Consider the following 23381-nt stretch of genomic DNA (forward strand, 5'->3'; position numbering starts at 1 on the left):
ACAAGCGGCGGCCGATCGGCCGCCGTCGCTCGGTGAAACTCCGGGGGGTCCGGTGTCAGTGCGCAGCGCCTTCGGGCACCGGCGCATGGTGCGACAGGCTCATCGGTTGCGCAAAAGACAGCCAGAGCACCAGCCCCACAAGACAGACGATCACGGCCGTCAGGAAAAACCTCAGGCCCTTGGTCTCTTGCGGGAAATCGTTGGTCATTGTCGCGCTCCTCTGTTCCTTCCGCGTCCTTACGCCGCATGCGGCGTTCCGTCCAGCCTCACATGCAGGAATGTGAAGGCTTTCGTCAGTTTTCGTTGATGTCGTGATGCCAGATCCGGGTCTGACCGCTGCGCACGCCGAGCAGGCGACGCAGTGCAAACCAGACAAGCACCGAAGAGACGGCCAGAACCAGCACCGCAAGCGGTAGCGAGCCCCCCAGAAGGCCGAGCCACAAAAGCACGCCTACAAGCACGGAGCCAGCCGCGAAACCAAGCAGGATGAAGCCGGGCAGCACCATCTCGAGCCCGCCCAGCACCACGCCCGCAACAATCCAGATCCAGGGGTCTTGCCAGGACATCAGCCTTTTCCTTTCAGGAGCTTGAACGCTTCGCCAAAGGCTTCGACCGCCGAGGTGGGCAGAATCACCGTCTGCTTGCCCTGGCCGGCGGCAACTTTGGAAATTGCGTCGACCTGTTTGAGCGCGACCTGATATTGCGCCGCCTCAAGCCCGTTTTCCGCAATCGCCGCAGCGATCACGGCCGTGGCAAAGGCTTCCGCCTCGGCGGTGACGCGCTTCGCTTTCGCCTGTTGCTCGGCGGCATAGAGATCGGCATCGGCAGCAAGTTCGACCGCGCGTTTGCGCCCTTCGGCCTCGGTCACCTGCGCGCGGCGCGCACGTTCGGCATTGAGTTGCTGCAGCATCGCCGCGCGGGTCGCCTCGTCGAGATTCACATCGAGGATCTCGGCGCGGGTGACCTCGATCCCCCAGTCATCGACCACATTCGCCACATTGTCGCGGATATGGGAAATGAGGCCGGAGCGGTTTGACTGCACCGTATCAAGCTCCATCTGCCCGATCTGGGAGCGCACGATACCGGCCACGGTGGTGGCGATGGCGGCGTCGATATCGCGGATCCGGTAGACCGTCTTTTCCGGTTCGGTGACGCGGTAAAAGACCGAAGTATCCACCTGCACCAGCACGTTGTCGGCGGTGATGGCATCCTGCCGCGTGGTGGGAAGCTGGCGTTCGAGCACCGAGACCTTGTGCGCCACCCGGTCGAGGAAGGGGACGATGAAGTTGATCCCCGGCCCGAGCACGGCGCGCAGCCGCCCGAAGCGCTCGACCACATGTTTTTCCGATTGCGGCACGATCCGCACGCCGAGGAAGACGGCGAGAATGAGGAAGGCGGCCAGCGCCAGCATCACGGCATTGCCGCCGATCAGATCTTCAGGGGTCACGGGTCAAACTCCTTTGAAAAATGCGAGCCGGGATGGTCAGGGCTTTGCGATGTCTGAGGGCTGGTTCGGGCTGCGCGCGACTTCTGTGGCGGCTTCCGCAGGGCTCACAGCGGCGGGGGCGGCCGTCTCGAGCGGTTTTTCCGCCGGGGTGGGCAGCAGTTTCACGCCGACGAGAATCGCCGCGACAACCACGGCCCAGCCCCCCGGTCGCGACATCAGCCACAGCCCGATGCCGAAAAGCCCCAGCGCGGTGCGCATCGAGGCCATGCCGGCAAAGCTCAGAAGCGGTCCCCACATCAGCGTTTTCCTCCATAGGCCTGCCACGCCCAAATGAGCGCCATGGCGCCGAGCACAGCCCCCACGAGCCCCGCCATCAGCCCCATGATCGCGATCAGGAACCGCAGCACGAGGCCGCCCACCAGCGCGCCAAAGACGCCGATGGCGATGGTGGTGGGAATATCCGTGTCGATCTTCATCAGCCGCGTGGCGAGAAAGCCCGCGGCGATGCCGATCACGATGAAGGTGATCACGGGCAAGGGCGCCTCCTCCGCTGGCCTGCCGACAGTCGAGTCCAATATGGGTGGCGCTAGGGGCAAAGAAAAGCCCCGGCACGGAGGCCGGGGCGAGGGACCGCTTCTGGTGGCGGCCTATTGCAGATCGGCGAAGGCCTTTGCGAGCCGCTCGGCCGCCTCGATCACCCGCGCGCGCGGGGTGGCGAGGTTGAAGCGCAGGAAGCTCTCGCCGCCCGGCCCGAAAGTGGCGCCATGGTTGGCCGCGATCTTCGCACCCTTCTCGACGCGGGCGATGAACTCTTCTGCCGCCATGCCGGTGCCAGCAAAATCGACCCAGGCCAGATAGGTCGATTCGAGCGGCATGGATGTGAGCCCCGGGATTGCGTTCACCTTTTCATCGAAGAGGCGGCGGTTGCCGTCGAGATAGAGGGTGAGCGCATCGACCCAGGCGGCGCCTTCGGGCGAATAGGCGGCGGTTGCCATGGCAAGGCCGAAGCTGTTGGGCGAGATCGCCTGCGCCGCCATCGCGCCCGCAAAGCGCTTGCGCAGCTCCGGGTCGGCGATGATCACATTGCCCGAATGCGCGCCCGCGATGTTGAAGGTTTTCGTCGTGGCTGACATCATCACCAGCGGCTGATCGGGCAGAGCGACGGCTGCCGGGATATGTTTGTGGCCGGGCATCACGAGGTCATGATGGATTTCGTCCGACACCAGCACCAGCCCGTGCCGTTTGGCGAAAGCCGCCGTCGCCTCGATATCCGCGCGGCTCCAGACCCGCCCGCCCGGATTGTGCGGCGAGCACAGGATCAGCATTTTCGCGGTGCCGTCCATCTGCGCGTCCCAGGCGTCGAAATCCATCTCGTAGCGGCCGTTCTCAAGCTTCAGCCGGCAATCGACGACTTTGCGGCCCGAGGCACGGATCACCCGCGCGAAGGAATGGTAGACCGGCGTCATCAGCACCACGCCGTCGCCCGGCTGGGTGAAAGCCTCAAGGCAGAGCGCGGTCCCGTTCACCAGCCCATGCGTGGTGAAGATCCATTCGGGCGCCACCTGCCAGCCATGCCGGTGCGCCATCCACCACTGGATCGCGGCGTGATAGGCGCGGTCGTCGCCCCAGTAGCCGAAAATGCCCTGATGGATGAGCTTTTCGACCGCCTCGGTCACCACCTGCGGCGGGCGGAAATCCATATCCGCCACCCACATCGCGATGCCCTCGCCCGGCGGCACGCCGTAAATCTCTTCCATGCAGTCCCATTTCACCGAATGGGTGCCGATACGGTCGATGACTTCATCGAAGTCGGGAAGGGTGGTCATGCCGGGCTCCTTGGGGCGATGTTCTTATGGTGAGTGATATTCCGGTCCATTGTTCCAGTGAAGATAAAAAAGATAGAACAAATTCCTGAAATTATGCCAATTTCAGGAACGGACCTGCGCGCAAAGGTCGCCGTGTCGCCATCGGCGCAGATATTGCACGCGCGCGAGCCATGGCTTAGATCAGTTCCATGACGCTGAAAACCATCCTGCTCCATCCCGATCCGCGGCTCAAGAAGACCTGCGATCCCGTCGCTACGATTGACGACGAGATCCGGCAACTCGCCGATGACATGCTCGAGACGATGTATGACGCCCCCGGCGTTGGCCTTGCGGGGCCGCAGGTGGGCGTGCTCAAGCGCATCTTCGTGATGGATTGCGCCAAGGACAAGCTCGGCATTCCCGAGCCGATGGTGATGGTGAACCCGGAGATCAGCTGGGTCTCCGAGGAAAAGAACGTGCATGAAGAGGGCTGCCTGTCGCTGCCCGAACAATATGCCGATGTCACCCGCCCGAAAGAGGTGCGGATGCGCTGGCTCGGCCTTGACGGGCAGATGCATGAGGAACAGTTCGACAGCCTCTGGGCGACCTGCGCGCAGCACGAGCTCGATCACCTCAACGGCAAGCTTTTCATCGACCATCTGGGGCCGCTCAAGCGGCAGATGATCACCCGCAAGCTCGAAAAGTGGAAGCGCGAGAAGGCGCGGGAAACCAAGAGCAGCAGCTGGGTCTGAAATGGCCGTCCGCCCGTTCATCGCTTACGACGACAAGCGCCTGCATACGCCTGCCGACCCGGTTGCCGCGATCACCGAGACGGTGCGGATGATCTGGGATGACATGATCGACACGATGGAGGCGATGCCGGGGCAGGGCGTTGGCTTGGCCGCGCCGCAGATCGGTATCCTGATGCGGCTCGCCGTGGTCGATGCCTCCGAGGCGCGGGGGCAGGTGGTGCGGATGGCGAACCCCGAAGTGCTTCATGCCTCGGTGCAGTTTCGCAAGCACGAAGAGGGCAGCCCGAATCTGCCCGGCGTCTGGGCGGCCATCGAGCGCCCCCGCGCAGTGACGGTGCGGTTTCTCAACGATCAGGGCGCGGTGGAAGAGCGCGATTTTGTCGGGCTCTGGGCCACTTCGGTGCAGCACCAGATCGACCATCTGAACGGCAAGACTTACGTGGACCACCTCAGCGCGCTCCGGCGCAAGATGCTGGTGGCGAAATCGGCCAAATTCGCAAAGAGAGCCTGATGCGCATCCTCTTCATGGGCACCCCCGATTTTTCTGTGCCGGTGCTCGACGCTCTGGCGGCGCGCCACGAGATCTGTGCTGTTTATACCCAGCCGCCGCGGCCCGCCGGGCGCGGCAAGGCGCTTCGCCCCGCGCCGGTGCAGGCGCGCGCCGAGGCTCTGGGGCTCGCGGTGCGCCATCCGCTGAATTTCAAGGCCGCCGAAGACCGCGAAGCGCTGGCCGCGCTTGATGCCGATATTGCCGTGGTCGTCGCCTACGGGCTGTTGCTTCCGCAAGCCGTGCTCGATGCGCCGCGGCTTGGCTGCCTCAATATTCATGCCTCGCTTTTGCCGCGCTGGCGCGGCGCGGCGCCGATCCACCGCGCGGTGATGGCGGGCGATGCCGATACGGGCGTGTGCATCATGCAGATGGAAGCGGGGCTCGATACCGGGCCGGTGCTGTTGCGTGAGTCGCTTGCGATTGGCGCAACCGAGACCACCGGCGAACTGCATGACCGGCTGAGCGCGCTGGGCGCAAAGCTGATCCTTGAAGCGCTCGATCTGCTTGGTGAGCTGACCCCGGAGGTGCAGTCCGAGCTGGGCGTCACCTATGCGAAAAAGATCGACAAGGCAGAGGCGCGGGTGGCGTGGGCGCGCCCGGCGGCGGAGGTCTTGCGCCAGATCAACGGGCTCTCGCCCTTCCCGGGGGCTTGGTGCCTTGTGGGGGGCGAAAGGGTGAAGCTGTTGCGCGCCACCACTGCCGAGGGCGCGGGCGCGCCCGGTCAGGTGCTCGGGGGCTTCGATGTTGCCTGTGCCACGGGTGCTCTGCGCGTGCTGGAAGCCCAGCGCGAGGGCAAGAAACCGATGCCGGCGGGCGAGGTGCTCAAGGGGCTGACGCTCCCCGACCGGCTCGACTGATTCGGGCTTCAGGCGGAGGGCAGATAGCCCACGGGCGCATTCTCATCGCGCACGAAGTCGAGCGCCGGGCCCTGCCGCACCGGGGTTTCGCGCTTGGTGGTGCACAGAAGCTCGCTGCCTTCGACCTCGGAGGCCATGATCAGCGCCGTCGAGATATGGCGCGGCCCCTCATAAAGATCAACGTGGCCGCGCAGTTTGCTCACGCCTTCCGCATCGAGCGAAAAGCCGCCCACCCAGCGCCGCAGCACCGGCCAGACCTTGCCCGCCGCATGCACGCTCAGGCGTGAGGGGCGCTTCGTCTCCCGGCTTCGCGCCTGTTGCAGACCATTCAGAATGTCGTTCGGCAAGAACTCCATCACATCCTCCAGTCGGCCGATCTCTCCCTAAGACAGCCTAAATCAAATCTGTAACATAAAGTTTAAAAATCAAGCGGATCGTCGCGTTAATCTATAAAGATCCTTGCACCATGCCGGACCCGCACCGGCGTCAGGTGGTTGCCGGGCCGGCACGGCGGCGCTAGCCTCTCGGCAGGAGTTAGCCGGGGATTACCATGCGTGCCTTTATTTCTGCCTTTTGCCTTTCCGCCTGCCTACCCGTGGCGGCACAGGCGCAATGCGGCGGCGATTTTTCCGCTTTCGTCGCCGGGCTCAAGGCCGAGGCGCAACGCGCCGGGCTGAGTGCCGCCGAGACGAATGCCTTTTTCAAGGGCGTGCGGCAGGATGGCCGCGTGCTCAAGGCAGACCGCGCGCAGGGCGTGTTTCGCAAGACCTTTGTCGATTTTGCCTCCGCGGTGATCTCGCAAAACCGGCTCACCACGGGCGCGAAAATGGCGCAGCGCTACGATGCCGTGTTCGACCGGATCGAGCGGGACTATGGCGTCTCGCGCGGGGTGCTTTTGGCGTTCTGGGCGCTCGAGACCGATTTCGGGCAAGTGCAGGGGGATTTCAACACCCGCGATGCCCTCGTCACGCTCGCGCATGATTGCCGCCGCCCGGATCTGTTCCGCCCGCAGGTGATCGCCGCGGCCCAGCTTTACCAGAGGGGCGATTTTGACCCTGCGCGCACGATTGGTGCCTGGGCGGGCGAGGTCGGGCAGGTGCAGATGCTGCCCGCGGACATTCTGCGCAATGGCGTGGATGGCGATGGCGACGGCCATGTGAACCTGAAGGGATCGAGCGCCGATGCGCTGATGTCGGGCGCAAAGATGATCTCGGGCATGGGCTGGCGCCGGGGCGAGCCCTGGCTGCAGGAGATCACCGTGCCCGAACAGATGGACTGGGCGCAAACCGGGCTGAACCACAGCCTCTCGACCGACCAATGGGCGCGGATGGGGGTGCGGCCGCGTTCGGGCGCCTTTCAGGGGCGGCAGGGCGCGGTGCTTTTGCCAATGGGGCGCAAGGGGCCCGCTTTTATCGCCTATCCGAATTTCGAGGTGCTGTTCGAGTGGAACAAGAGCTTCGTCTATGTGACGACGGCCGCTTACTTTGCGACCCGGCTGGAAGGCGCGCCCCGGCTCGACCCGCGCGCGGCTGAGCCGGGGCTCGGCGTCGAGCAGATGAAGGCGCTGCAAAAGAAACTCGCGGCGCGCGGTCATGATGTCGGCCCGATCGACGGGATCTTGGGCGAAAAGACCCGCGAGGCGGTGCAGCGCGAGCAAGCCCGTTTGGGCCTGCCCGCCGATGCCTGGCCCACCCCGGCGCTGCTTGCGAAGCTCTAGTTCTCGCGGAACGCGCGGGCGAAGTAATCGGTGAAGGGCTTGGTGAGATAGGCGAGCGGGCTGCGGTCGCCGGTGCGGATATAGGCTTCGGCGGGCATGCCCGGCAGCAGCACGAGGCCGCCAAGCTTGTCCATCTCACCGGGGTTCAGCATCACTTCGACGCGGAAGTAACTTGTCCGCGTCGCTTCGTCGGTGAGCGCATCGGCGGAGATGCGTGTCACCTGCCCGAACATCTCGGGCGTGGTGCGGCTCGCAAAAGCCGGGAAGCGCAGCGTCACCGGCTGGCCCACGGTGATCTCGTCGATATTGATCGGCGAAACCTGCACCGTCACCACGAGCGGGCGATCCTGCGGCACGATATAAAGAACGGGTTCGGCGGCACGGATCACCGCGCGCGGCGTCGTCACCGAGAGCTCGTAGATCCGGCCCGCAACGGGGGCGCGCAGTTCCAGCCGGTTGATCTGCTCGGTCAACGACCGGCGCCGCTCGGCCAGTTCAAGTTCGCGGTAGCCGATGTCGCGCAATTCGCTTTCGGCATCCTCGCGGCGTTGCGAGGACAGCCGCAGCGCCTCAAGTTCAAGCTCGGTCATCCGGCCCTCGGCCTGTGCCTTTTCCGCGGTGAGTTCGCCCGTGTCGCCAGCAAGATTGGCCGCCTCGCGTTCAAGGGCAAGCACGCGGCTCGCCTGGGCGAGGCCTTTTTCGAAAAGGCCGCGCTGGTCGACGAGTTCCTGTTCGATCAGCTCCTGCTGACGGTCGAGCGCGGCGCGCTGTGCCTCGATCCCGTCGATCTGCGACTGGGTCTGCTCGCGGCGCTTGCCGACCTGTTCGAGCGATTTTTGCAGGGTTTCGAGGCGGGCCGCGAACAGCCGACGCTGGCCCTCGACCAGCTCCGCGACGTCCGGATCCTTTTGCGCCTTGGTGAGCAGCTCCTCGTTGAAGCTGATCTCGGAGGCATCGGCGCGCTCTGCCTCAAGTCGGCCCCGCCGGGCGAGGAGTTCGAAGAACTGCCCCTCGACGATCGCACGCTCCGATTGCGCCAGTTCGCCATCAAGCCGAATCAGAAGCTGCCCGGCCTCGACGTGATCGCCTTCCTTCACCGCGATTTCGGCCACCACGCCACCATCGGGATGCTGCACCACCTGACGGTGCTGATCCACCTCGACCCGGCCCGAGGCGACCACGGCGCCCGCAATCGAGGAAAACACTGACCAGGCGCCAAAGCCGCCAAGGAGCACCGCGAGGGTGAGAAAGCCGATCGCGAGCGCGATCCGGGGCGAGAGCCGTGCGGAAGGGGGCGCCGCGCCGCCCGATGTGCCCGGGGCGGGTGCCGCCGGGGCCATGGCCGCAGCTTTGGGACGCGTCGAAAGCCCGCGAGGGGTGACGGCTTCGCGCACCAGATCCTCGGCCGAGCGCTGCGCTGCGGCTTCTGTCGGCGCCAAGCCGGGGGCAAGTTCCTGGGGCGTCCGGCCCGGTTCTGTGTCGGTCTTGCGGGTCATGCCACACCTCCGGGGCTCGGTTTGCGGGTCAGTTCCGCAGCGTTCTGCACCATCGCCTTGAGCACCTCTTCACGCGGTCCGAAGGCGCGGCGGGTGCCGTTGTCGAGCACCAGAAGCGTGTCGCATTCGGCGATTGCGGCCGGGCGGTGCGCCATGATCAAAACCGCGCCGCCCGCCGCTTTCATGCCCCGCACCGCAGCGTTGAGGGCCTGGCTGCCCTCGTTGTCGAGATTGGCATTGGGCTCGTCGAGCACCAGAAGCACCGGGTTGCCGTAAAGCGCGCGGGCAAGGCCGATGCGCTGGATCTGCCCGCCCGAAAGCCGCCCGCCGGTCTGGCTGACCTTCGTATCATAGCCCTCGGGCAGATCGAGGATGAGCTGATGCGCGGCGGCGCGTTTGGCCGCATCGACGACCATCTCCGGGTCCGGCCGCTCGGCGAGGCGGGCGATGTTCTCGGCGATCGTGCCGTCAAACAGCCCGACTCTCTGGGGCAGATAGCCGACCAGATGGCCCAGCACATCGGGGTCGAACTGATCGAGCGTGGCGCCATCGAGCCGCAGGGAGCCATTGGCGGGGCGCCAGAGCCCGCAGATCGCCCGCGCCAGGGTGGATTTGCCCGCGCCCGAGGGGCCGATGACACCCAATGCCTGGCCTGGGTCGACCCGGAAGGAGACGGCGCGCAGCGTGGGCACCTGCGCGCCGGGCGGCACGACGGTGAGTGCTTGCGCCTCGAGTGCCGCGCGCGGGCGCGGCAGGGGCGTGCGGGGTTGCTCCGGCGGGGTCGCGGTGAGCAGGAGCGCGAGCCGGCCCCAGCCATCGCGTGCGCGGGCGAGGACAGCCCAACCCGCCACCGCCTGCTCGACCGGCGCGAGCGTTCGGCCCATCAGGATCGAGCCCGCGATCATCGCGCCGGGGGTGAGCTGCCCTTGCAACACGAGCCAGGCCCCGAGCGCAAGGATCGCCGATTGCAGGAAAAGCCGGAAGGTGCGGGTGAAGGTGGAAAAGCTGCCGCCCAGATCGGCCGCGCCGAGGCTGGCTTCCACGGCCCGTCCACGCGCCTGCTGCCAGCGCCGGAACGCCGCCGCGCGCATCCCGAGCGCCTGCACCAGCTCCGCCTCGTCGCGCAGTTGATCGGCCAGCCGGTCGGAGCGCATCTGCGTTCCGGTGGCCTCGGCCAGCGGGCGGGCGCTGAGCGTCTGGTTGAGCAAGGTTGCAAAGATCAGGAACACCCCGCCACCGATCGAGAGCAGTCCGAGCATGGGGTGAAACAGGAAGATTGCCGACAGGAAGATCGGCACCCACGGAAGGTCGAAAAGCGCAAGAAAGACCGGTGCGGAAAGGCAGCGGTTGATCGAGTCGAGATCGCGCAGGCCCGCGGCGGAGACCGAGTCATTGGGGGCGAGCGCATTGCGGCGCAGCGCCGCATCGAAGACCCGCGATTCGAGCCGCGCCTGCAGGCGCGCGCCAATCCGGGCGGCGAGCCGTGCGCGGGCATGGTCGAGCAGGCCCATTGCGGCAAAGAGAAACATCACGAGCAGGAAGAGCGCGGTGAGCGTTTCCACCGAGCGCGCGCCAAGCACCCGGTCATAGACCTGAAGCATGAACAGCGGCCCGGTCAACATCAGCAGGTTGACGAAGGCCGAAAACAGCCCGACCGCCCAGAACAACCGCCGGTCCTGGCGGCGCGCGGCCCGCAGTTCGGCCTTGCCTGCGGCCAGCTCGTCTCGTTTCATGCCTCGTCTCCACGCATGACCGGCGATTCCCTGCCGAGCCGCGCCCTGCGGCGGCCCGTCCGGTGCGGCCAAACCATAAATTATGCCGCAGCGCCTTGTTTCCTCCGCGATGCGTCCTTAATGCTGGGCAGGGGTTTGACCCAAAAAACAGTGATTGTCACCTGCCTTGACGCATCCGGCGCGGGGCTGCCGGGGGAATGATGCGGAAAATTTTCGGTCTTTGCCTGCTCGCGAGTGTCGCTCTGGCAGGATGTGGCGGTGGAACCATATCGGCGGGGCCTGCCACGCCCGGGGGAATCAATGACCCCTACGAGTCCACGAACCGGCAGATCCATGCCTTCAACAAAGGTGTCGACCGCGCCCTCTTCAAGGCACGCCCCGGCGAGCCGCGCAGCGTTGACAATGCGGTCTATCGCGGCTTCTCGAATGCGGGGTCGAACCTGTCCTTGCCGGGGAAGGTGGTCAACTCGCTCCTGCAGGGCCGTCCCGCACCGGCGGTCAAGAACACGTTCCGTTTCGTGATCAACACCACGATCGGCATCGGCGGGATCTTCGATCCGGCCGGCCATGCGCTGGCCCTGCCCGAGACCGATACCGATTTTGGCGAGACATTGGCCGTCTGGGGGGTGGGCGAGGGCGCTTATGTGGAGCTGCCCCTCCTCGGCCCGTCGACGGCGCGCGATGCCGTGGGTCGGGTCGTCGATTTCGCGCTGGATCCGCTTGGCAATGCGTTTGACGCGCGCGAGGCGACAGTCGCTGGCACGGTTTCGGTCGGTGGCAAGGTGGCCGAGCGCAAACAGCACGGCGATATCGTCGAATCCGTGCTCTATGACAGCGCCGACAGCTATGCGCAGGAACGCCTGCTTTATCTGCAGATGCGCCGCCACCAGGTGGCGGGCGAGGAGACGAATGATGAGGAAGCCTGGGATCCCTATGCCGATCCTTATGGAGAGCCCGATGCACAATGAGACCCGTGCCACCCGGCGCGGCGTGATTCTGGGGGCGGGCGCCAGCGCGCTTGTCGCGCTCGGCCCCTTGCGCCCCGGCCCGGCTTTCGCGCTCGATGATGCGCAGGCGCGGGCGCTGATCGGTCAGGCGGTGAACGACGTCAATGCCGCGATCGATTCGGGCAAATCGGGCGCGGCGCTCTATGCGCAATTCGAGGCGATCTTCACCAAATACGCGGATGTGCCGACGATCGCGCGCTCGGCGCTGGGCGTTGCCGCGCGGCAGGCGAGCCCGGGCCAGATGTCGGCCTTCACCACGGCGTTCCGCGGCTATATCTCGCGTAAATATGGCAAGCGCTTCAACGAATTCATCGGCGCGCGTTTCGAGGTGGAAGGCGCGCGCAAGGTCAAGACCTTCTACGAAGTGAAGACGGTGGCGCATCTGCGCGGCCAGGCGCCGTTCGAGGCGCTCTGGCATGTGTCTGACAAGTCGGGCAAGAACCTGTTCTTCAACATCATCATCGAGGGCGTGAACATGCTCGCGGCCGAGCGCACCGAGATCGGTGCGATGCTCGATGCCCGCCGCGGCAGCCTTGACGCGCTGATCGCCGATTTGAAAACGGCGAGCTGAGCGGCTGCGCACATCCGAAGGTGACCCGCGGCCCTTCGGGGCCGCGTTTTCGTCAGTAAAGGCCGCGCAGCAGGGAATCGATCGCCTGGCCCAGGCCTTGCGGTTTGCTGCGCGTCTCGGGCTGCGGCGGCACCTGGCCGGGCGCCATCAGTTGCCCGTTCACCACCGGCACGCCCCCCTCGGGGATCGGATCGCCCGAGTTCCAGGTCTGCCCGGCATAAGCCGCACCCGCGCGCCATTCCTCGGGCTGGGCCATCGGCAGAGGATTGACCGGCTGGCCCTCTTCGACGCGTGCCATGACCTCGTGCCAGATCTCGGCGGGAAGCCCGCCGCCGGTCACGCCCGAAAGGGGACGGTTGTTGTCATACCCCATCCAGACGCCCGCCACGTAATCGGCGGTGAAGCCGATGAACCAGGCATCGCGGGCGGCCTGGGTGGTGCCGGTCTTGCCCGCCACTTCGCGGCCCTCAAGGCGCGCGCGCATGCCGGTGCCCTGCTCGACCCCCTGATGCATCATCCACATAAGTTCGCGCGCGGCCTTTTCAGAGATTACCCGCTCGCCCATGCCGCCACCCGCACCGAAAAGCGGATCGCTGTCGCCTTTCAGCCGCAGGTCGGTGAGCCCGTAGGGCCGGACCGAGGAGCCGCCGTTGAGAATGCCGGCAAAGGCGCCAGTCATTTCGAGAAGTGTGGACTCCGAGACACCGAGCACCACTGCGGGGCCTTTCGCCAGATCGGAGGCGAAGCCGAAATCGGTTGCGGCGCGGCGCACGGCATCAAAGCCCACCGCCTGCCCCACCCGTACTGTGGCGGTGTTGATCGATTTCGCGAGCGCCTTCCAGAGCGGGATCGCACCGAGATAGTCCTTGTCGTAGTTCTTCGGCGTCCAGGGACCGGAGCCCGGCACGTAGATGGTGAGCGGCGCATCCTCGACGATCGTGTCGGGTGTCCAGCCCATGTCGAGTGCGACGGCATAGACGAAGGGTTTGAACGTGGAGCCGGTCTGGCGGCGCGCCTGCGTGGCGCGGTTGAAGGCGCCGGAGACCTTGGAGGCGCGCCCTCCGACCATTGCGCGCACCGCGCCATCGGCCGACATCACCACGATCGCGGCCTCTGCTTCCGAGCCGTCCTTGACCTTGGTCTCGAACACGCTTTTCAGCGCCTGTTCGGCCGCGGTCTGGACGCGCTGGTCAAGCGTGGTGCGGATCACCACGTCTTCGGTGGTGTCGCGGGCGAGAAAATCGGGGATCGAATCCATCACCCAATCGGCAAAATAGCCGCCCGCGCGCGCCTGGGCTGCCTGCGAGAGCGTGGCGGGATGCGCGCGCGCTTCGGTCCATTGCGTGTCGGTCAGATACCCCTGTTCATGCATCAGCGCCAGCACCATGCCCGCGCGCTCCTGCGAGCGCTTGAGGTTGGTCGTCGGCGCATAGGTCGAGGGCGCCTTCAGCAACCCGGCCAGCATCGCGGCCTGCTGCGGGTTCACATTGGCGGCCGAGATGCCGAAATAGCGCTGCGCCGCAGCCTCGAAGCCGCGCGCGCCCGCACCGAGATAGGCGCGGTTGAGGTAGATTGTCAGGATTTCATCCTTGGAATACTTGATCTCCATCGCCAGCGCGTAGGGGATTTCCTTGACCTTGCGCGTCACGCCGCCGGAGCGACAGTCAGTCTCGTAATCGGCCTCGGTCTTCCAGCGCTTCGGGTCATAGGGCACGCCGAGGCAGAGAAGCTTGGCAACCTGCTGCGTGATCGTCGAGCCTCCGTTCCCTGAAAGCGGCCCCCGTCCCTCGGAAAGGTTGATACGGATCGCCGAAATGATGCCGCGCGGGCTGACACCGAAATGGCGGTAGAAGCGCTTGTCTTCGGTGGCGACGATGGCGTTGCGCAGGTAGGGCGAGACGTTGTCCGCCGTCGTCTGGCCGCCGAAGGTCTCGCCGCGCCAGGCAAAGACCTGGCCGGACTGGTCGAGCATCGTCACCGAGCCGCGGTTGCGGCCATCGAGAAGTGCCGTGTAATCGGGCAACTGGCTGTAGAAATAAAAGGTCGCGAGCCCCAGAATCAGCCCCACAACGGCTGCCGAGCGCCAGCTGAAGCCCCAGATCACCCGCCAGACGAGCCCGAAAAACCCGAAGAAGAAGCTGCGGATCGGGCCGCTGCGGCGGGGTTTGCGGGGCTTGCGCGCGGGTGTGTTCTTTGCCGCAGAGGCCGGTTTCGGCGCCGCTTTCGTACCTTGTTTCGCTGCATATCGCTTGTCTGCCACCAAAGGCCCGCGCCGCCCGCCCGATCCTGCCATTGTCCGTCCGTGCCCGTTGTTTTGGGCAACTTACACGCAGGTCGCAGCCATTTCGAGCCGCAACGCATCACGATTCGGTTTTTGCTGTGCTTAAATTTTATGCGCATTGCCCAATTTCTGCTTCCGGGGTCCGGAATCGGATTTGGCTTGCTCAGGAATGAGGCGGGCGTCCTTGTGCGAACCCCCCTTCCCGCGCCTTCTACGTCCGTGCGGTGCCTCCGGGGCATCGGGGAGTGCTGACAATAGGAAGGGACATACAGTGAAACTCATCATTGCAGCAATCAAGCCGTTCAAGCTCGAGGAGGTGCGCGAGGCGCTCACCGCCATCGGCGTGCGCGGCATGATGGTGACGGAAATCAAGGGCTTCGGCGCTCAGTCGGGGCACACGGAAATTTATCGTGGGGCCGAATATGCGGTCAATTTCGTGCCGAAGGTGAAGCTCGAGATCGTCGTGGCCGATGGCCTTGCCGATGAAGTGGTCGAGACGATCCTGAAAGCCGCCAAGACCGACAAGATCGGCGATGGCAAGATCTTCGTGCTCGACGTCAACCAGGCGGTGCGGGTGCGCACCGGCGAAGCCGGCGACGACGCGCTCTAAGCAAGCTCAGGGGGACCAGAGACAAATGAAAAACCTCGCAAAAATTTCGGGCCTTGCCGCGGCGCTTTCCGCGCTGGCGTTGCCCGCCTTCGCTCAGGAGACGGCCGCTGCGGCCGAAGCCGTGGCCGAAGTTGTGGAAACCGCGCCGGTCATCGACAAGGGCGACGTGGCATGGATGATGACCGCCTCGGTGCTCGTCCTGTTCATGATCGTGCCGGGCCTCGCGCTGTTCTACGGCGGCCTCGTGCGCACCAAGAACATGCTCTCCGTGCTGATGCAGACCACGATGATCACCTCGGTGGTGATGATCGTCTGGGTGCTTTGGGGCTATTCCTTCGCCTTTGGCGGCGGCACCAACCCGTTCTGGGGCGGCCTGGGCAAGCTCTTCCTGTCCGGCGTGAACCTTGATTCGACCGCGGCCACCTTCACCGATGGTGTCGTGCTGCCCGAATATGTCTTCATCGCCTTCCAGATGACCTTCGCCGCGATCACGCCCGCGCTCTATGTCGGCGCTTTCGCCGAGCGGGTGAAATTCTCGGCCGTGGTGCTCTTCACCATCCTCTGGGTCACCGTGATCTATTTCCCGATCGCCCATATGGTCTGGGATGGTTCGGGCCTGATCTTCAACTGGGGCGCCATCGACTTCGCGGGCGGCACCGTTGTGCACATCAACGCCGGGATCACCGCGCTTGTCTTCGCCTTCGTGATCGGCCCGCGCATCGGTCTTGGCAGAGAGAACATGGCGCCGCACTCGATGACGCTCACCATGACCGGCGCTGCGATGCTCTGGGTGGGTTGGTTCGGTTTCAACGCCGGGTCGAACCTCGAAGCGACCGCCGCTGCCGCGCTGCCCCTGCTCAATACCTTCGTGGCGACTGCCGCCGCGGTGGTGAGCTGGGTTGCCGTTGAGGCGCTCTTCCGTGGCAAGCCCTCGGGTCTCGGCGCCGCCTCGGGCATGGTGGCAGGCCTCGTGGCGATCACCCCGGCCTGCGGCACCTCGGGTCCGGTGGGGGCGATCGTGCTCGGCCTCCTCGTATCCCCGGTGTGCTACTTCTTCGTCACCAAGGTGAAGGCGATGCTGAAATACGACGACAGCCTCGACGTCTTCGGCGTTCACGGTGTCGGCGGGATGGTCGGCGCGATCATGACCGGCGTGCTGATGGCCCCCTCCTTCGGTGGCACCGGCGGCGACGATTTCTCGATCGCTTCGCAAGTGTTCATCCAGGCGAAAGCGGTTCTCGTGACCATCGTCTGGTCGGGCGTCGGTTCGCTGATCCTGCTTTACATCGTCAAGGCGGTCACTGGCCTGCGCGTTGCGGCGGATGACGAACGTCAGGGTCTGGACCTCACGACCCACGGCGAAAGCGCCTACCACTCGTAAGAGCGGCACATCACCAGAAAGGCCCGGGGGGGACCCCGGGCCTTTTCCGTTGTGCCGGTCAGGCTCAGTCTGCGGCGACCGGAAGCGCGCCCGGCGCTGGCGCCGAGGGTTTGCGCAGCAAAAGCGCGAGCGGCACCGCGGCGAGTGTCACCCACATCAGCGCCTTGAAGTCATCGATGTAGGAAATCATCATCGCCTGCGCAGTGACGGATTGGTTGATCACGGTCCAGAAGGCAGATTCGCCATAGGTCAGCGTCATCGACTTCAGGAGCGCGCCGAACTGTCCGCTCATCAGGGCCGAGAATTGCGGATCGAGCATCGAGATATTGGTCGCGAGTTCAGTATGGTTGATCTGCGTATTGCGGGTGAGCAGCAGGGTGACCACCGAGATGCCGATCGAGGAGCCGATATTGCGCACGAGGCTGAAGAGCGCGGTGGCATCGCCGCGATACTGCGGTTCGATCGTGGCGAAGGCCACGGTCGAGAGCGGCACGAACACGAGCCCGAGCCCGAGCCCCTGAATGAAGCCCGAAACGACGATCGGCGTGGCGTTCATTTCCGGGCCGAAACCGGTCATGATGTAGAGCGACCATGCGGCAAGCAGGAGCCCGGTGACAACGATCTTGCGCGGGTCGATCACCCGGATCAGCTTGCCCGCGGCCATCATCATGATCATCGTACCGACGCCCCGCGGCGCCATCACGAGGCCGGTGGTGACAATCGGATAGCTGAAGAGGCCAGACAGCATCGGCGGCAGGAGGGCCAGCGATGCGAGCAGGATGATGCCGACGACGAAGATGAAAACAAGACCGGTCGAGAAGTTGCGGTCGAGAAACATCCGCGGATCGAGGAAAGGGTGCTCGGTGCCCATGATCCAGATCACGAAGACCCAGAAGCCGCTCAGGGAGATGGCGAGTTCGATCCAGATTTCGGCGGAGTTGAACCAGTCCACCTCGCCCCCGCGGTCGAGCAGCAATTGCAGTGCGCCGACGCCGATGGCGAGCGCGGCAAAGCCGATGAAATCGAACCGCCGGATCCGGCGAGCCATATTGGGCAGATAGGCGGCGCAGCCCATCAACGCGATCGCGCCCAGCGGCACGTTGATATAGAACACCCAGCGCCAGTTGAATGTATCCGTCAGGTAGCCGCCGAGGGTCGGGCCGATGATCGGGCCGACCATGATCCCCGCACCCCAGATCGCCATTGCCTGACCGTGCTTTTCGCGCGGGTTGATGTCGAGCAGGAAGGTCTGGCTGAGCGGCACGATGGCGGCGCCGAATACGCCCTGGGCCATGCGGAAGAACACCATCGACTCGAGGCTCCAGGCGATGCCGCAAAACATCGACGTGAGGACGAAACCGGCGACCGAGGCGATGAACACCTCCTTGCGCCCGAACCGTTCGGAGAACCAGCCCGAAAGCGGCGTGGCGATGGCGGCGGCGACGATATAGGACGTGAGCACCCAGTTGATCGTATCCGAGGAGGCGCCGAGGTCGGCGCGCATCGCGGGCAGGGCGACGTTGGCGATCGTGGTGTCGAGTACCTGCATGATCGTGGCCAGCATCAGCGAGGCGGTGATCAGCCCGTGATGCTTGACCTCGGTGTGACCGGTGGACATTGGCTCAGTTCCCGGTGTCGGCGTGGGCCGGGTTCGCCTCGATCTGCTTCACCAGCGCATCGAGATGGGTCTTCGCCTTGGTGTCCACCGTGACCGAGGCAGAAAGCCCGGTGCGCAGCCCGGTCGTGGTCTCGCCGGGCAGAAGACGCAGCATCACCGGCACACGCTGGGTGACCTTGACCCAGTTGCCGGTGGCGTTCTGCGCCGGGAGCAGCGAGAATTCCGCACCCGTGCCCGCCCCGACAGCGCTCACCACCGCCTCGAACTCCTCGCCCGGGAACGTGTCGAATTCCACCTTGGCCTTCTGCCCGGGTTCCATATGGCCGATCTGGGTTTCCTTGAAATTCGCCTCGATCCAGGTGTCGCCGGTTTCGACCAGCGAGAAGAGCGCGGCGCCGGTGCTGACGAACTGGCCTTTCTTGAAGCTGTCGGCCTTGTAGATCACGCCATCGGCTGGCGCTTTCACCGTGGTCAGCCCGAGGTTGTAGGCGGCGGTATCGCGTGCGACAAGCGCGGCCTGCACCGTGGGGTGATCGTCTGTCTTCACATCCGGATCGCCGCCCAGCGCGGCCAGCGCAGCGACCACGTTTTGCCGCGCGGCCGCCAGCGATTGCAGCGCCGAAGAAGCATTGTGGCGCGCCTCGTCGAGCGCCGATTCAGTGCCCGCGCCGCGTCCGGTGATCGCCTCCTGCCGCTTCAGTTCGGTGGCAAGGTAATCGGCATTGTCCTGCGCGACCTTCTCTTCGGCCACGGCGGCGGCCCAGGCGGCGCGCAGTTGCTCGACTGTGAGCCGGGCCTGGGCGAGCGCCGCCTCGGCTTGCGCATGCGCCAGCTTGTAGGGCTCGGGGTCGACCTGGAAGAGCGGATCGCCCGCTTTCACCAGCGCATTGTCGGCAACATAGACACCGGTCACCCGGCCGGAGATGTCCGAGGCGACGGAAATCCGCGCCTGTTGCACGGCGGCATTGTCGGTGCTCTCGTAACGGCCTGACTCGAGCCAGATCCACAGGCCGGCGGCGACCAGCGCGAGCGGAAGCGCCGCCATCAGCAGGGTTTTCGGTTTTCTCTTCAGGCTTTGGGCTTCAGCACTCATCGGTGGTCTCGGTCGTTTGGGAAAGGTTGCAGATGATCCGGCGCAGAGCGTCGATCAGGTTTTGCCGCGCTTCGGAGGAAAGGCCGTCGAGCGCATCGGCGTAAATGGCTTCGGCGATATCCTTGACCTCGCGGATCGCGGTCTTCGTGCGTTCGGTCGGATGGACGATGCGCACCCGCCGGTCGGTCGGGTCGGGGCGGCGTTCGACCCAGCCCGCCTCCTGCATCCGATCGACAAGGCGCGAGAGCGAGATCGGCTCGATTTCGATAAATTCGGCCAGCCGCGCCTGCGGCTGGGGCCCGCGTTTCATCAACGTGACCAGAAGCCGCCACTGCGACGAGGTCAGGCCAAGATCGGCGGCGCGCAGCTCGAACCGGCGCCGCATCAGTCGCGTCGCGTCTTGCAACAGAAAGCCGAGGCTTTCACGGGGTATCTCGCAATCACTCATCTCATCCTCCAGGAGGTGAGCAGATATATTATAAGCGTGCTTATCAATTCAAGTGACATAATCAAAAAAAGACGGCCCCCGCGGGGGCCGTCCATTCACATCGCTGTGTTTGCGCTCACACGCCCGCGGCGATGATCGCTCGTGCGAGAACCGGCACGGTCTTGGTGTTCAGCCCGGCGATGTTGAGCCGCGAATCGCCAACCATGTAGATGCCGTTATCGACACGCATCTTTTCCACCGCTTCGGGGCTCGCGCCCAGCCGCGAGAACATGCCGCGGTGGCGGGCGATGAAGTCGAAGCGGTCGGAGTTGGAGAGCTGGCGCAGCTCGGCGGCAAGTTGCTCGCGCAGGCCCAGCATGCCGTTGCGCACCTCTTCGAGCTCCGCCATCCAGTCCGCTTTCAGGGCCGGATCGGAGAGCACCATCGTCACCAGCCGCGATCCATGATCGGGCGCGAAGGAGTAGTTTTGCCGGTTGAGGTAGGCAAGGGTACCTTGCGTGACCTCTTTCGCGGCCGCATCGGAGAGCACCATCAGGCAGCCGGTGCGCTCGCGGTAGATGCCGAAGTTCTTCGAGCACGACGCCGCGATGATCACCTCGGGCAGGCGGGAGGCAATCAGCCGGGTGCCCGCGGCATCCTGATCGAGCCCGTCGCCGAAGCCCTGATAGGCGAGGTCGATCATCGGCACCGCGCCTTTCGCCTCCAGCAGGTCGGCCACGGCGGCCCATTGCTCGAGCGTGAGGTTCGCGCCGGTCGGGTTGTGGCAGCAGCCGTGCAGCAGCACCAGATCGCCCGCTTTCACCGCGGCGAGGTCTTCCATCATCGCCTCAAACGCCACCGTGCGCGCGGCGCTGTCGAAGTAACGGTAGAGTTTGTAGTCCTGCTTCATGAAGGCGAGGATCGAGAGGTGGTTCGGCCAGGTCGGATCGGAGACCCAGACTGTGGCACCCGGGTTCGCCATGCGCGCAAGCTCAAAGCCCTGACGGCAGGCGCCGGTGCCCCCCACCGTGGCGAGGCAGGAAAGCCGTTCGGCCGGATAGCCCGCGCCGAGCACCATCTCCGCCATCACCGCATGAAAAGCCGGCTCGCCCGCGAGCGCGGTATAGGTCTTCGTCGTCTCGCTGTCCCAAAGCTGCTTTTCGGCGGCCTTGATCGCCCGCATCACCGGGGTCCGGCCCTCGGCGTCCTTGTAGACACCGACGCCGAGGTCGATCTTCTCAGGCCGCGGGTCGGCGCGAAACTGACCCATCAGGGCCAGGATCTTGTCCGGCGCCTGCGCTTTGAGGGAATTGAACATCATGCTTCTCCGGTTGCGACCCTGAGGTCGTTGAACATGCCCCATTCGGCCCAGGCCCCGTCATAAACGGCATGGTCGCGGTGGCCGATGCGTTCGAGCGCGAAGGCGAGCAGTGCCGCACTGACGCCCGAGCCGCAGGTAGTGATCGCGGGTTTGGAAAGATCGACGCCCGCCGCTTCGAACACCGCGCGCAGCGCCTCGGGCGATTTCATCGTGCCCGCATCGGTCAGAACGCTGTCCCAAGGCACATTCTTCGAACCCGGGATATGACCCTGGCGCAGCCCCGGCCGCGGTTCGGGATCGGCCCCGATGAAACGGCCATGCGCGCGCGCATCGATGATCTCGTGATCGCCGAGCTTCGAGGCATGGGCGACCTGGGTGACATCCTTCACGAGGCTTGCCTGCCGCTGCACGGTGATGTGGCGGTCGCGCAGCACGGGCGGCATGTCTTCCACTTCACGCCCCTCGGCGATCCATTTCGGCAAGCCGCCATCGAGCACGGCGATATCGGTCTTGCCCATCAGCCGGAAAGTCCACCACACGCGCGGGGCGGAGAAGATCCCCTTCTGGTCATAGACCACGACCTGATGGCCATCGCCCACGCCCATCGCCCGCATCCGCGAGATGAATTTTTCGACCGGCGGCGCCATATGCGGCAGCTCTGACCGGGTGTCGCTGATCTCGTCGATGTCGAAAAACCGTGCGCCGGGAATATGCGCCTCGTCATAGGCCGCTTTCGCGTCGATCCCCATTTGCGGCAGGAACCAGGAGCCATCGAGAATGCGCAGATCCGGGTCGCGCAGATGTGCCTCCAGCCAGTCGGTGGAAACGAGCGTTTTCGGGTCGTCCATAGCCATCGCTTGCCCTCCAGTGATCGTTTCGTGCTTAGACTCGCACGATCATGGGAGCAAGGCCGAAGCTCTTATCCGTGCTGCTTCAAAAGGCGCTGCTTTTGTCGGTTCCAGTCGCGCTTGGCCTCGGTCTCGCGCTTGTCGGCAAGCTTCTTGCCCTTGGCGATGCCGAGCTTCAGCTTCACCCGGCCCTTGTCGTTGAAATACATCGCGAGCGGCACCAGCGTCATGCCCTCACGGCCGATCGCGCTCCAGAGCCGGCTCAGCTCCTTTTTCGAGACCAGAAGCTTGCGATGCCGCCGCTCCTCATGGCCGAACACGCCCGCCTCCTTGTAGGCGGCGATATAGGAGTTGATCAGCCACAACTCGCCATTCTCCACCGAGGCATAGCTCTCGGCAATGTTGGACTGCCCGGTGCGCAGGCTTTTCACCTCCGAACCCATGAGCACGATCCCGGCCTCGAGATCATCCTCGATCGCGTAATGGTAACGCGCCTGCCGGTTCTCGGCGATCAGCTTGGAATTGGGGTCGGATTTCTGGGCCATGATCCGCCCGAAATAGGGGAGCCGGGGCGCCATGTCCAGTGCGGCGCCATCACGCTTGACCGGAGCGCCCGCGGGGCAGTAGCGCAAGACAGGCGCGGGGAGGCGGCGATGTTTTTGCAAATTCTGATCGGATCGGGGATGATCCTCGGCAATGTGCTGGTCGCCGGGCTCGCGGCCTGGCTGATGGAATGGGCGTTCCTGCGCTGGCATGGCTGGCTGATGCGCCGCCCCTACCGGCCGAAGCTTCTGATCGTTCTTCTGCTGATTACCTTCTGGGCGATGGCGGTGGTCACGGTGGGGGTCTGGTTCTGGGCGCTCTGTTACCGGGTGCTCGGCGTCTTTCACTCGATGGAGGCGGCGGTCTATTTCTCGCTCGTCTCTTATACCACGCTCGGATACGGCGACGTGATCCTGCCGCAGGAGTGGCGGATCCTTGGCGGCATGACCGGGGCAGGGGGCTTCCTGAACTTCGGCATCCTCGCCGCGATGCTCGTGGAAGCGCTGCGTCAGGTGCGGGTCAATCAGATCGAGGCACTGCGCCGCCAGTAAACTGCGGCGCCCGCCGGGGCGCTGATCTTGCCGGCAGGCACCGCGCACGGCATGCGATGGCCGGGGCAACCTCACCGCCCCGGCGCCGCCCGTGATCGTTCTCGGTGATGGTTCTCGGTGGTGCCCTGCACCGCATCCAGCGACACCCCGGCCCCCGACGGCAAGGTCGATGCCGGTCTTGCCCCTCGTTGCGGGACCCTTCCGGACTGACGCTTTTGGCACAGATCGTGTGCCGGGCCGAGGGGATCGGGGCGACGCTTCCGGCGCGGATTCTCGGCGCGCGAGACAGGGGTGATCAGGGGGCGGGCGATTCCTCTACGATTCACTGGATCCTGTTTCGCTGTCACCCCTATTCGCGCAAGATTCTTTCGTTTTGTGTTTCCCGGGGTGGTTCGGGTGAGGTTATTGAGGGGCTGTGGCTGTGTTTCGGGAGGAAAGTTTTCGGGATTCTTTCAATGAAACAAGGGAGTTTGGCGTTGTGTTGGAAAAAGTTTTGGATTTTTTGTGAAAGGGGGTTGCGGAGGGGGATGGAGATCCGTAGATAGCCCCTCACCGAAGCGGAACACAGCGCGACGGTGTAGCGGACGGAAGCGCAAGCGACTGAAAGCGAAGGAAAAAATGGAGATGAGGTTGGCTAGCGGCGCCACGAGATTGGGCGCAACTAGTTGAATTTGTTTCCCTGCTCTTTGACATTGATGGATATCTGAAGAGATATGTGGGCGGTTTGGGCGCGAAAGCGACTGCGGACCGAGACATATCGGCGCTCTAGCTTC

Annotated in this window: 25 protein-coding genes; 9 read left to right on the forward strand and 16 right to left on the reverse strand. The window is 64.9% G+C overall.

The window, feature by feature from the left end; translation table 11 throughout:
* Window positions 1-55: 55 nt before the first annotated feature.
* From CRO22_RS18900 to CRO22_RS13945, 6 genes are all read right to left on the reverse strand, one after another.
* A complete protein-coding gene (locus CRO22_RS18900) occupies window positions 56-208 on the reverse strand; it encodes a hypothetical protein (protein ID WP_176518653.1) in 153 nt (50 codons plus the stop codon).
* An 85-nt stretch (window positions 209-293) separates the two neighbouring features.
* Window positions 294-566: an NfeD family protein gene (locus CRO22_RS13925; protein WP_097070770.1), complete on the reverse strand. Its 273-nt coding sequence runs from the start codon at window positions 564-566 to the stop codon at window positions 294-296.
* The gene (locus CRO22_RS13930; RefSeq protein ID WP_097070771.1) at window positions 566-1447 is read right to left on the reverse strand and encodes an SPFH domain-containing protein; all 882 of its coding nucleotides are present in this window, start codon (window positions 1445-1447) and stop codon (window positions 566-568) included. Before CRO22_RS13930 ends, CRO22_RS13925 begins: the two co-directional genes overlap by 1 nt.
* Before the next feature lie 36 nt (window positions 1448-1483).
* Window positions 1484-1744: a hypothetical protein gene (locus CRO22_RS13935; RefSeq protein ID WP_097070772.1), complete on the reverse strand. Its 261-nt coding sequence runs from the start codon at window positions 1742-1744 to the stop codon at window positions 1484-1486.
* Window positions 1744-1983: a GlsB/YeaQ/YmgE family stress response membrane protein gene (locus CRO22_RS13940; RefSeq protein WP_097070773.1), complete on the reverse strand. Its 240-nt coding sequence runs from the start codon at window positions 1981-1983 to the stop codon at window positions 1744-1746. The genes CRO22_RS13935 and CRO22_RS13940 overlap by 1 nt, the downstream gene beginning before the upstream one ends.
* Before the next feature lie 111 nt (window positions 1984-2094).
* On the reverse strand, window positions 2095-3273 hold the full coding sequence (locus CRO22_RS13945; RefSeq protein ID WP_097070774.1) for a MalY/PatB family protein: 1179 nt from the start codon (window positions 3271-3273) through the stop codon (window positions 2095-2097).
* Between the two features lie 188 nt (window positions 3274-3461).
* Here CRO22_RS13945 and def (CRO22_RS13950) point away from each other — a divergent pair, with 188 nt between their 5' ends.
* The 3 genes from def (CRO22_RS13950) to fmt are packed head-to-tail and all read left to right on the forward strand — an operon-like array spanning window position 3462 to window position 5411.
* Window positions 3462-4004 carry a peptide deformylase gene (gene def, locus CRO22_RS13950; protein ID WP_097070775.1) on the forward strand — a complete coding sequence of 181 codons (543 nt, stop codon included), beginning with the start codon at window positions 3462-3464 and terminating at the stop codon, window positions 4002-4004.
* A gap of 1 nt (window position 4005) precedes the next feature.
* Window positions 4006-4515: a peptide deformylase gene (def, locus tag CRO22_RS13955; RefSeq protein ID WP_097070776.1), complete on the forward strand. Its 510-nt coding sequence runs from the start codon at window positions 4006-4008 to the stop codon at window positions 4513-4515.
* Window positions 4515-5411 carry a methionyl-tRNA formyltransferase gene (gene fmt / locus CRO22_RS13960; protein WP_097070777.1) on the forward strand — a complete coding sequence of 299 codons (897 nt, stop codon included), beginning with the start codon at window positions 4515-4517 and terminating at the stop codon, window positions 5409-5411. The genes def (CRO22_RS13955) and fmt overlap by 1 nt, the downstream gene beginning before the upstream one ends.
* Window positions 5412-5419: 8 nt before the next feature.
* Here fmt and CRO22_RS13965 read toward each other — a convergent pair whose 3' ends face one another.
* On the reverse strand, window positions 5420-5767 hold the full coding sequence (locus CRO22_RS13965) for a hypothetical protein (protein ID WP_245860981.1): 348 nt from the start codon (window positions 5765-5767) through the stop codon (window positions 5420-5422).
* A 194-nt stretch (window positions 5768-5961) separates the two neighbouring features.
* Here CRO22_RS13965 and CRO22_RS13970 point away from each other — a divergent pair, with 194 nt between their 5' ends.
* Window positions 5962-7128, forward strand: a complete 1167-nt coding sequence (locus tag CRO22_RS13970) for a lytic murein transglycosylase (protein ID WP_097070779.1) — start codon at window positions 5962-5964, stop codon at window positions 7126-7128.
* On the opposite strand, the gene CRO22_RS13975 is transcribed toward CRO22_RS13970, so the two are convergent.
* Together CRO22_RS13975 and CRO22_RS13980 are read right to left on the reverse strand one after the other, a co-directional pair.
* On the reverse strand, window positions 7125-8624 hold the full coding sequence (locus CRO22_RS13975) for an HlyD family type I secretion periplasmic adaptor subunit (RefSeq protein ID WP_245860982.1): 1500 nt from the start codon (window positions 8622-8624) through the stop codon (window positions 7125-7127). The genes CRO22_RS13970 and CRO22_RS13975 overlap by 4 nt on opposite strands.
* Window positions 8621-10357, reverse strand: a complete 1737-nt coding sequence (locus CRO22_RS13980; RefSeq protein ID WP_097070780.1) for a type I secretion system permease/ATPase — start codon at window positions 10355-10357, stop codon at window positions 8621-8623. Before CRO22_RS13980 ends, CRO22_RS13975 begins: the two co-directional genes overlap by 4 nt.
* A 200-nt stretch (window positions 10358-10557) precedes the next feature.
* On the opposite strand from CRO22_RS13980, the gene CRO22_RS13985 reads away from it, so the two are divergent.
* Window positions 10558-11325: an MlaA family lipoprotein gene (locus CRO22_RS13985; RefSeq protein ID WP_097070796.1), complete on the forward strand. Its 768-nt coding sequence runs from the start codon at window positions 10558-10560 to the stop codon at window positions 11323-11325.
* Window positions 11315-11935, forward strand: coding sequence for an MlaC/ttg2D family ABC transporter substrate-binding protein (locus CRO22_RS13990; RefSeq protein WP_245860983.1), 621 nt, complete (start codon window positions 11315-11317; stop codon window positions 11933-11935). Before CRO22_RS13985 ends, CRO22_RS13990 begins: the two co-directional genes overlap by 11 nt.
* A 52-nt stretch (window positions 11936-11987) precedes the next feature.
* Here the strand turns inward: CRO22_RS13990 and CRO22_RS13995 are convergent, their stop codons facing one another.
* On the reverse strand, window positions 11988-14228 hold the full coding sequence (locus tag CRO22_RS13995; protein ID WP_097070782.1) for a transglycosylase domain-containing protein: 2241 nt from the start codon (window positions 14226-14228) through the stop codon (window positions 11988-11990).
* 259 nt (window positions 14229-14487) lie between these two features.
* On the opposite strand from CRO22_RS13995, the gene CRO22_RS14000 reads away from it, so the two are divergent.
* Together CRO22_RS14000 and CRO22_RS14005 are read left to right on the forward strand one after the other, a co-directional pair.
* Window positions 14488-14826 carry a P-II family nitrogen regulator gene (locus CRO22_RS14000; RefSeq protein ID WP_097070783.1) on the forward strand — a complete coding sequence of 113 codons (339 nt, stop codon included), beginning with the start codon at window positions 14488-14490 and terminating at the stop codon, window positions 14824-14826.
* Window positions 14827-14851: 25 nt separating this feature from the next.
* Window positions 14852-16207, forward strand: coding sequence for an ammonium transporter (locus CRO22_RS14005; RefSeq protein WP_097070784.1), 1356 nt, complete (start codon window positions 14852-14854; stop codon window positions 16205-16207).
* Between the two features lie 64 nt (window positions 16208-16271).
* On the opposite strand, the gene CRO22_RS14010 is transcribed toward CRO22_RS14005, so the two are convergent.
* From CRO22_RS14010 to smpB, 6 genes are all read right to left on the reverse strand, one after another.
* A complete protein-coding gene (locus CRO22_RS14010) occupies window positions 16272-17825 on the reverse strand; it encodes a DHA2 family efflux MFS transporter permease subunit (protein WP_097070785.1) in 1554 nt (517 codons plus the stop codon).
* A 4-nt stretch (window positions 17826-17829) separates the two neighbouring features.
* Window positions 17830-18918 carry an HlyD family secretion protein gene (locus CRO22_RS14015; RefSeq protein WP_097070786.1) on the reverse strand — a complete coding sequence of 363 codons (1089 nt, stop codon included), beginning with the start codon at window positions 18916-18918 and terminating at the stop codon, window positions 17830-17832.
* On the reverse strand, window positions 18908-19366 hold the full coding sequence (locus tag CRO22_RS14020; RefSeq protein WP_097070787.1) for a MarR family winged helix-turn-helix transcriptional regulator: 459 nt from the start codon (window positions 19364-19366) through the stop codon (window positions 18908-18910). The genes CRO22_RS14015 and CRO22_RS14020 overlap by 11 nt, the downstream gene beginning before the upstream one ends.
* Before the next feature lie 115 nt (window positions 19367-19481).
* The gene (locus tag CRO22_RS14025; protein WP_097070788.1) at window positions 19482-20663 is read right to left on the reverse strand and encodes an amino acid aminotransferase; all 1182 of its coding nucleotides are present in this window, start codon (window positions 20661-20663) and stop codon (window positions 19482-19484) included.
* Window positions 20663-21514 (reverse strand): 3-mercaptopyruvate sulfurtransferase, encoded by an 852-nt coding sequence (gene sseA, locus CRO22_RS14030; protein ID WP_097070789.1) that lies wholly within the window; start codon window positions 21512-21514, stop codon window positions 20663-20665. The genes CRO22_RS14025 and sseA overlap by 1 nt, the downstream gene beginning before the upstream one ends.
* Window positions 21515-21585: 71 nt before the next feature.
* A complete protein-coding gene (gene smpB, locus CRO22_RS14035; RefSeq protein WP_097070797.1) occupies window positions 21586-22059 on the reverse strand; it encodes an SsrA-binding protein SmpB in 474 nt (157 codons plus the stop codon).
* 108 nt (window positions 22060-22167) lie between these two features.
* On the opposite strand from smpB, the gene CRO22_RS14040 reads away from it, so the two are divergent.
* Window positions 22168-22608, forward strand: a complete 441-nt coding sequence (locus CRO22_RS14040) for an ion channel (protein WP_097070790.1) — start codon at window positions 22168-22170, stop codon at window positions 22606-22608.
* Window positions 22609-23381 lie beyond the last annotated feature (773 nt).

This window comes from Rhodobacter maris, from assembly GCF_900217815.1.
GTDB lineage: Bacteria > Pseudomonadota > Alphaproteobacteria > Rhodobacterales > Rhodobacteraceae > Rhodobacter > Rhodobacter maris.

Excerpts from the sequence above, each read along its gene's own strand:
- CRO22_RS13990 (WP_245860983.1), top strand. The coding sequence starts at position 11,315 with ATGCACAATGAGACCCGTGCCACCCGGCGCGGCGTGATTCTGGGGGCG.
- fmt (WP_097070777.1), top strand. The coding sequence starts at position 4,515 with ATGCGCATCCTCTTCATGGGCACCCCCGATTTTTCTGTGCCGGTGCTC.
- def (WP_097070776.1), top strand. The coding sequence starts at position 4,006 with ATGGCCGTCCGCCCGTTCATCGCTTACGACGACAAGCGCCTGCATACG.
- CRO22_RS13965 (WP_245860981.1), bottom strand. The coding sequence starts at position 5,767 with ATGGAGTTCTTGCCGAACGACATTCTGAATGGTCTGCAACAGGCGCGA.
- CRO22_RS13985 (WP_097070796.1), top strand. The coding sequence starts at position 10,558 with ATGCGGAAAATTTTCGGTCTTTGCCTGCTCGCGAGTGTCGCTCTGGCA.
- CRO22_RS14040 (WP_097070790.1), top strand. The coding sequence starts at position 22,168 with ATGTTTTTGCAAATTCTGATCGGATCGGGGATGATCCTCGGCAATGTG.
- CRO22_RS13945 (WP_097070774.1), bottom strand. The coding sequence starts at position 3,273 with ATGACCACCCTTCCCGACTTCGATGAAGTCATCGACCGTATCGGCACC.
- CRO22_RS13935 (WP_097070772.1), bottom strand. The coding sequence starts at position 1,744 with ATGTGGGGACCGCTTCTGAGCTTTGCCGGCATGGCCTCGATGCGCACC.
- CRO22_RS13980 (WP_097070780.1), bottom strand. The coding sequence starts at position 10,357 with ATGAAACGAGACGAGCTGGCCGCAGGCAAGGCCGAACTGCGGGCCGCG.
- CRO22_RS14010 (WP_097070785.1), bottom strand. The coding sequence starts at position 17,825 with ATGTCCACCGGTCACACCGAGGTCAAGCATCACGGGCTGATCACCGCC.
- CRO22_RS14020 (WP_097070787.1), bottom strand. The coding sequence starts at position 19,366 with ATGAGTGATTGCGAGATACCCCGTGAAAGCCTCGGCTTTCTGTTGCAA.
- CRO22_RS13970 (WP_097070779.1), top strand. The coding sequence starts at position 5,962 with ATGCGTGCCTTTATTTCTGCCTTTTGCCTTTCCGCCTGCCTACCCGTG.
- sseA (WP_097070789.1), bottom strand. The coding sequence starts at position 21,514 with ATGGACGACCCGAAAACGCTCGTTTCCACCGACTGGCTGGAGGCACAT.
- CRO22_RS14025 (WP_097070788.1), bottom strand. The coding sequence starts at position 20,663 with ATGTTCAATTCCCTCAAAGCGCAGGCGCCGGACAAGATCCTGGCCCTG.
- CRO22_RS13995 (WP_097070782.1), bottom strand. The coding sequence starts at position 14,228 with ATGGCAGGATCGGGCGGGCGGCGCGGGCCTTTGGTGGCAGACAAGCGA.
- def (WP_097070775.1), top strand. The coding sequence starts at position 3,462 with ATGACGCTGAAAACCATCCTGCTCCATCCCGATCCGCGGCTCAAGAAG.
- CRO22_RS13975 (WP_245860982.1), bottom strand. The coding sequence starts at position 8,624 with ATGACCCGCAAGACCGACACAGAACCGGGCCGGACGCCCCAGGAACTT.
- CRO22_RS14015 (WP_097070786.1), bottom strand. The coding sequence starts at position 18,918 with ATGAGTGCTGAAGCCCAAAGCCTGAAGAGAAAACCGAAAACCCTGCTG.
- CRO22_RS14005 (WP_097070784.1), top strand. The coding sequence starts at position 14,852 with ATGAAAAACCTCGCAAAAATTTCGGGCCTTGCCGCGGCGCTTTCCGCG.
- CRO22_RS13925 (WP_097070770.1), bottom strand. The coding sequence starts at position 566 with ATGTCCTGGCAAGACCCCTGGATCTGGATTGTTGCGGGCGTGGTGCTG.
- smpB (WP_097070797.1), bottom strand. The coding sequence starts at position 22,059 with ATGGCCCAGAAATCCGACCCCAATTCCAAGCTGATCGCCGAGAACCGG.
- CRO22_RS18900 (WP_176518653.1), bottom strand. The coding sequence starts at position 208 with ATGACCAACGATTTCCCGCAAGAGACCAAGGGCCTGAGGTTTTTCCTG.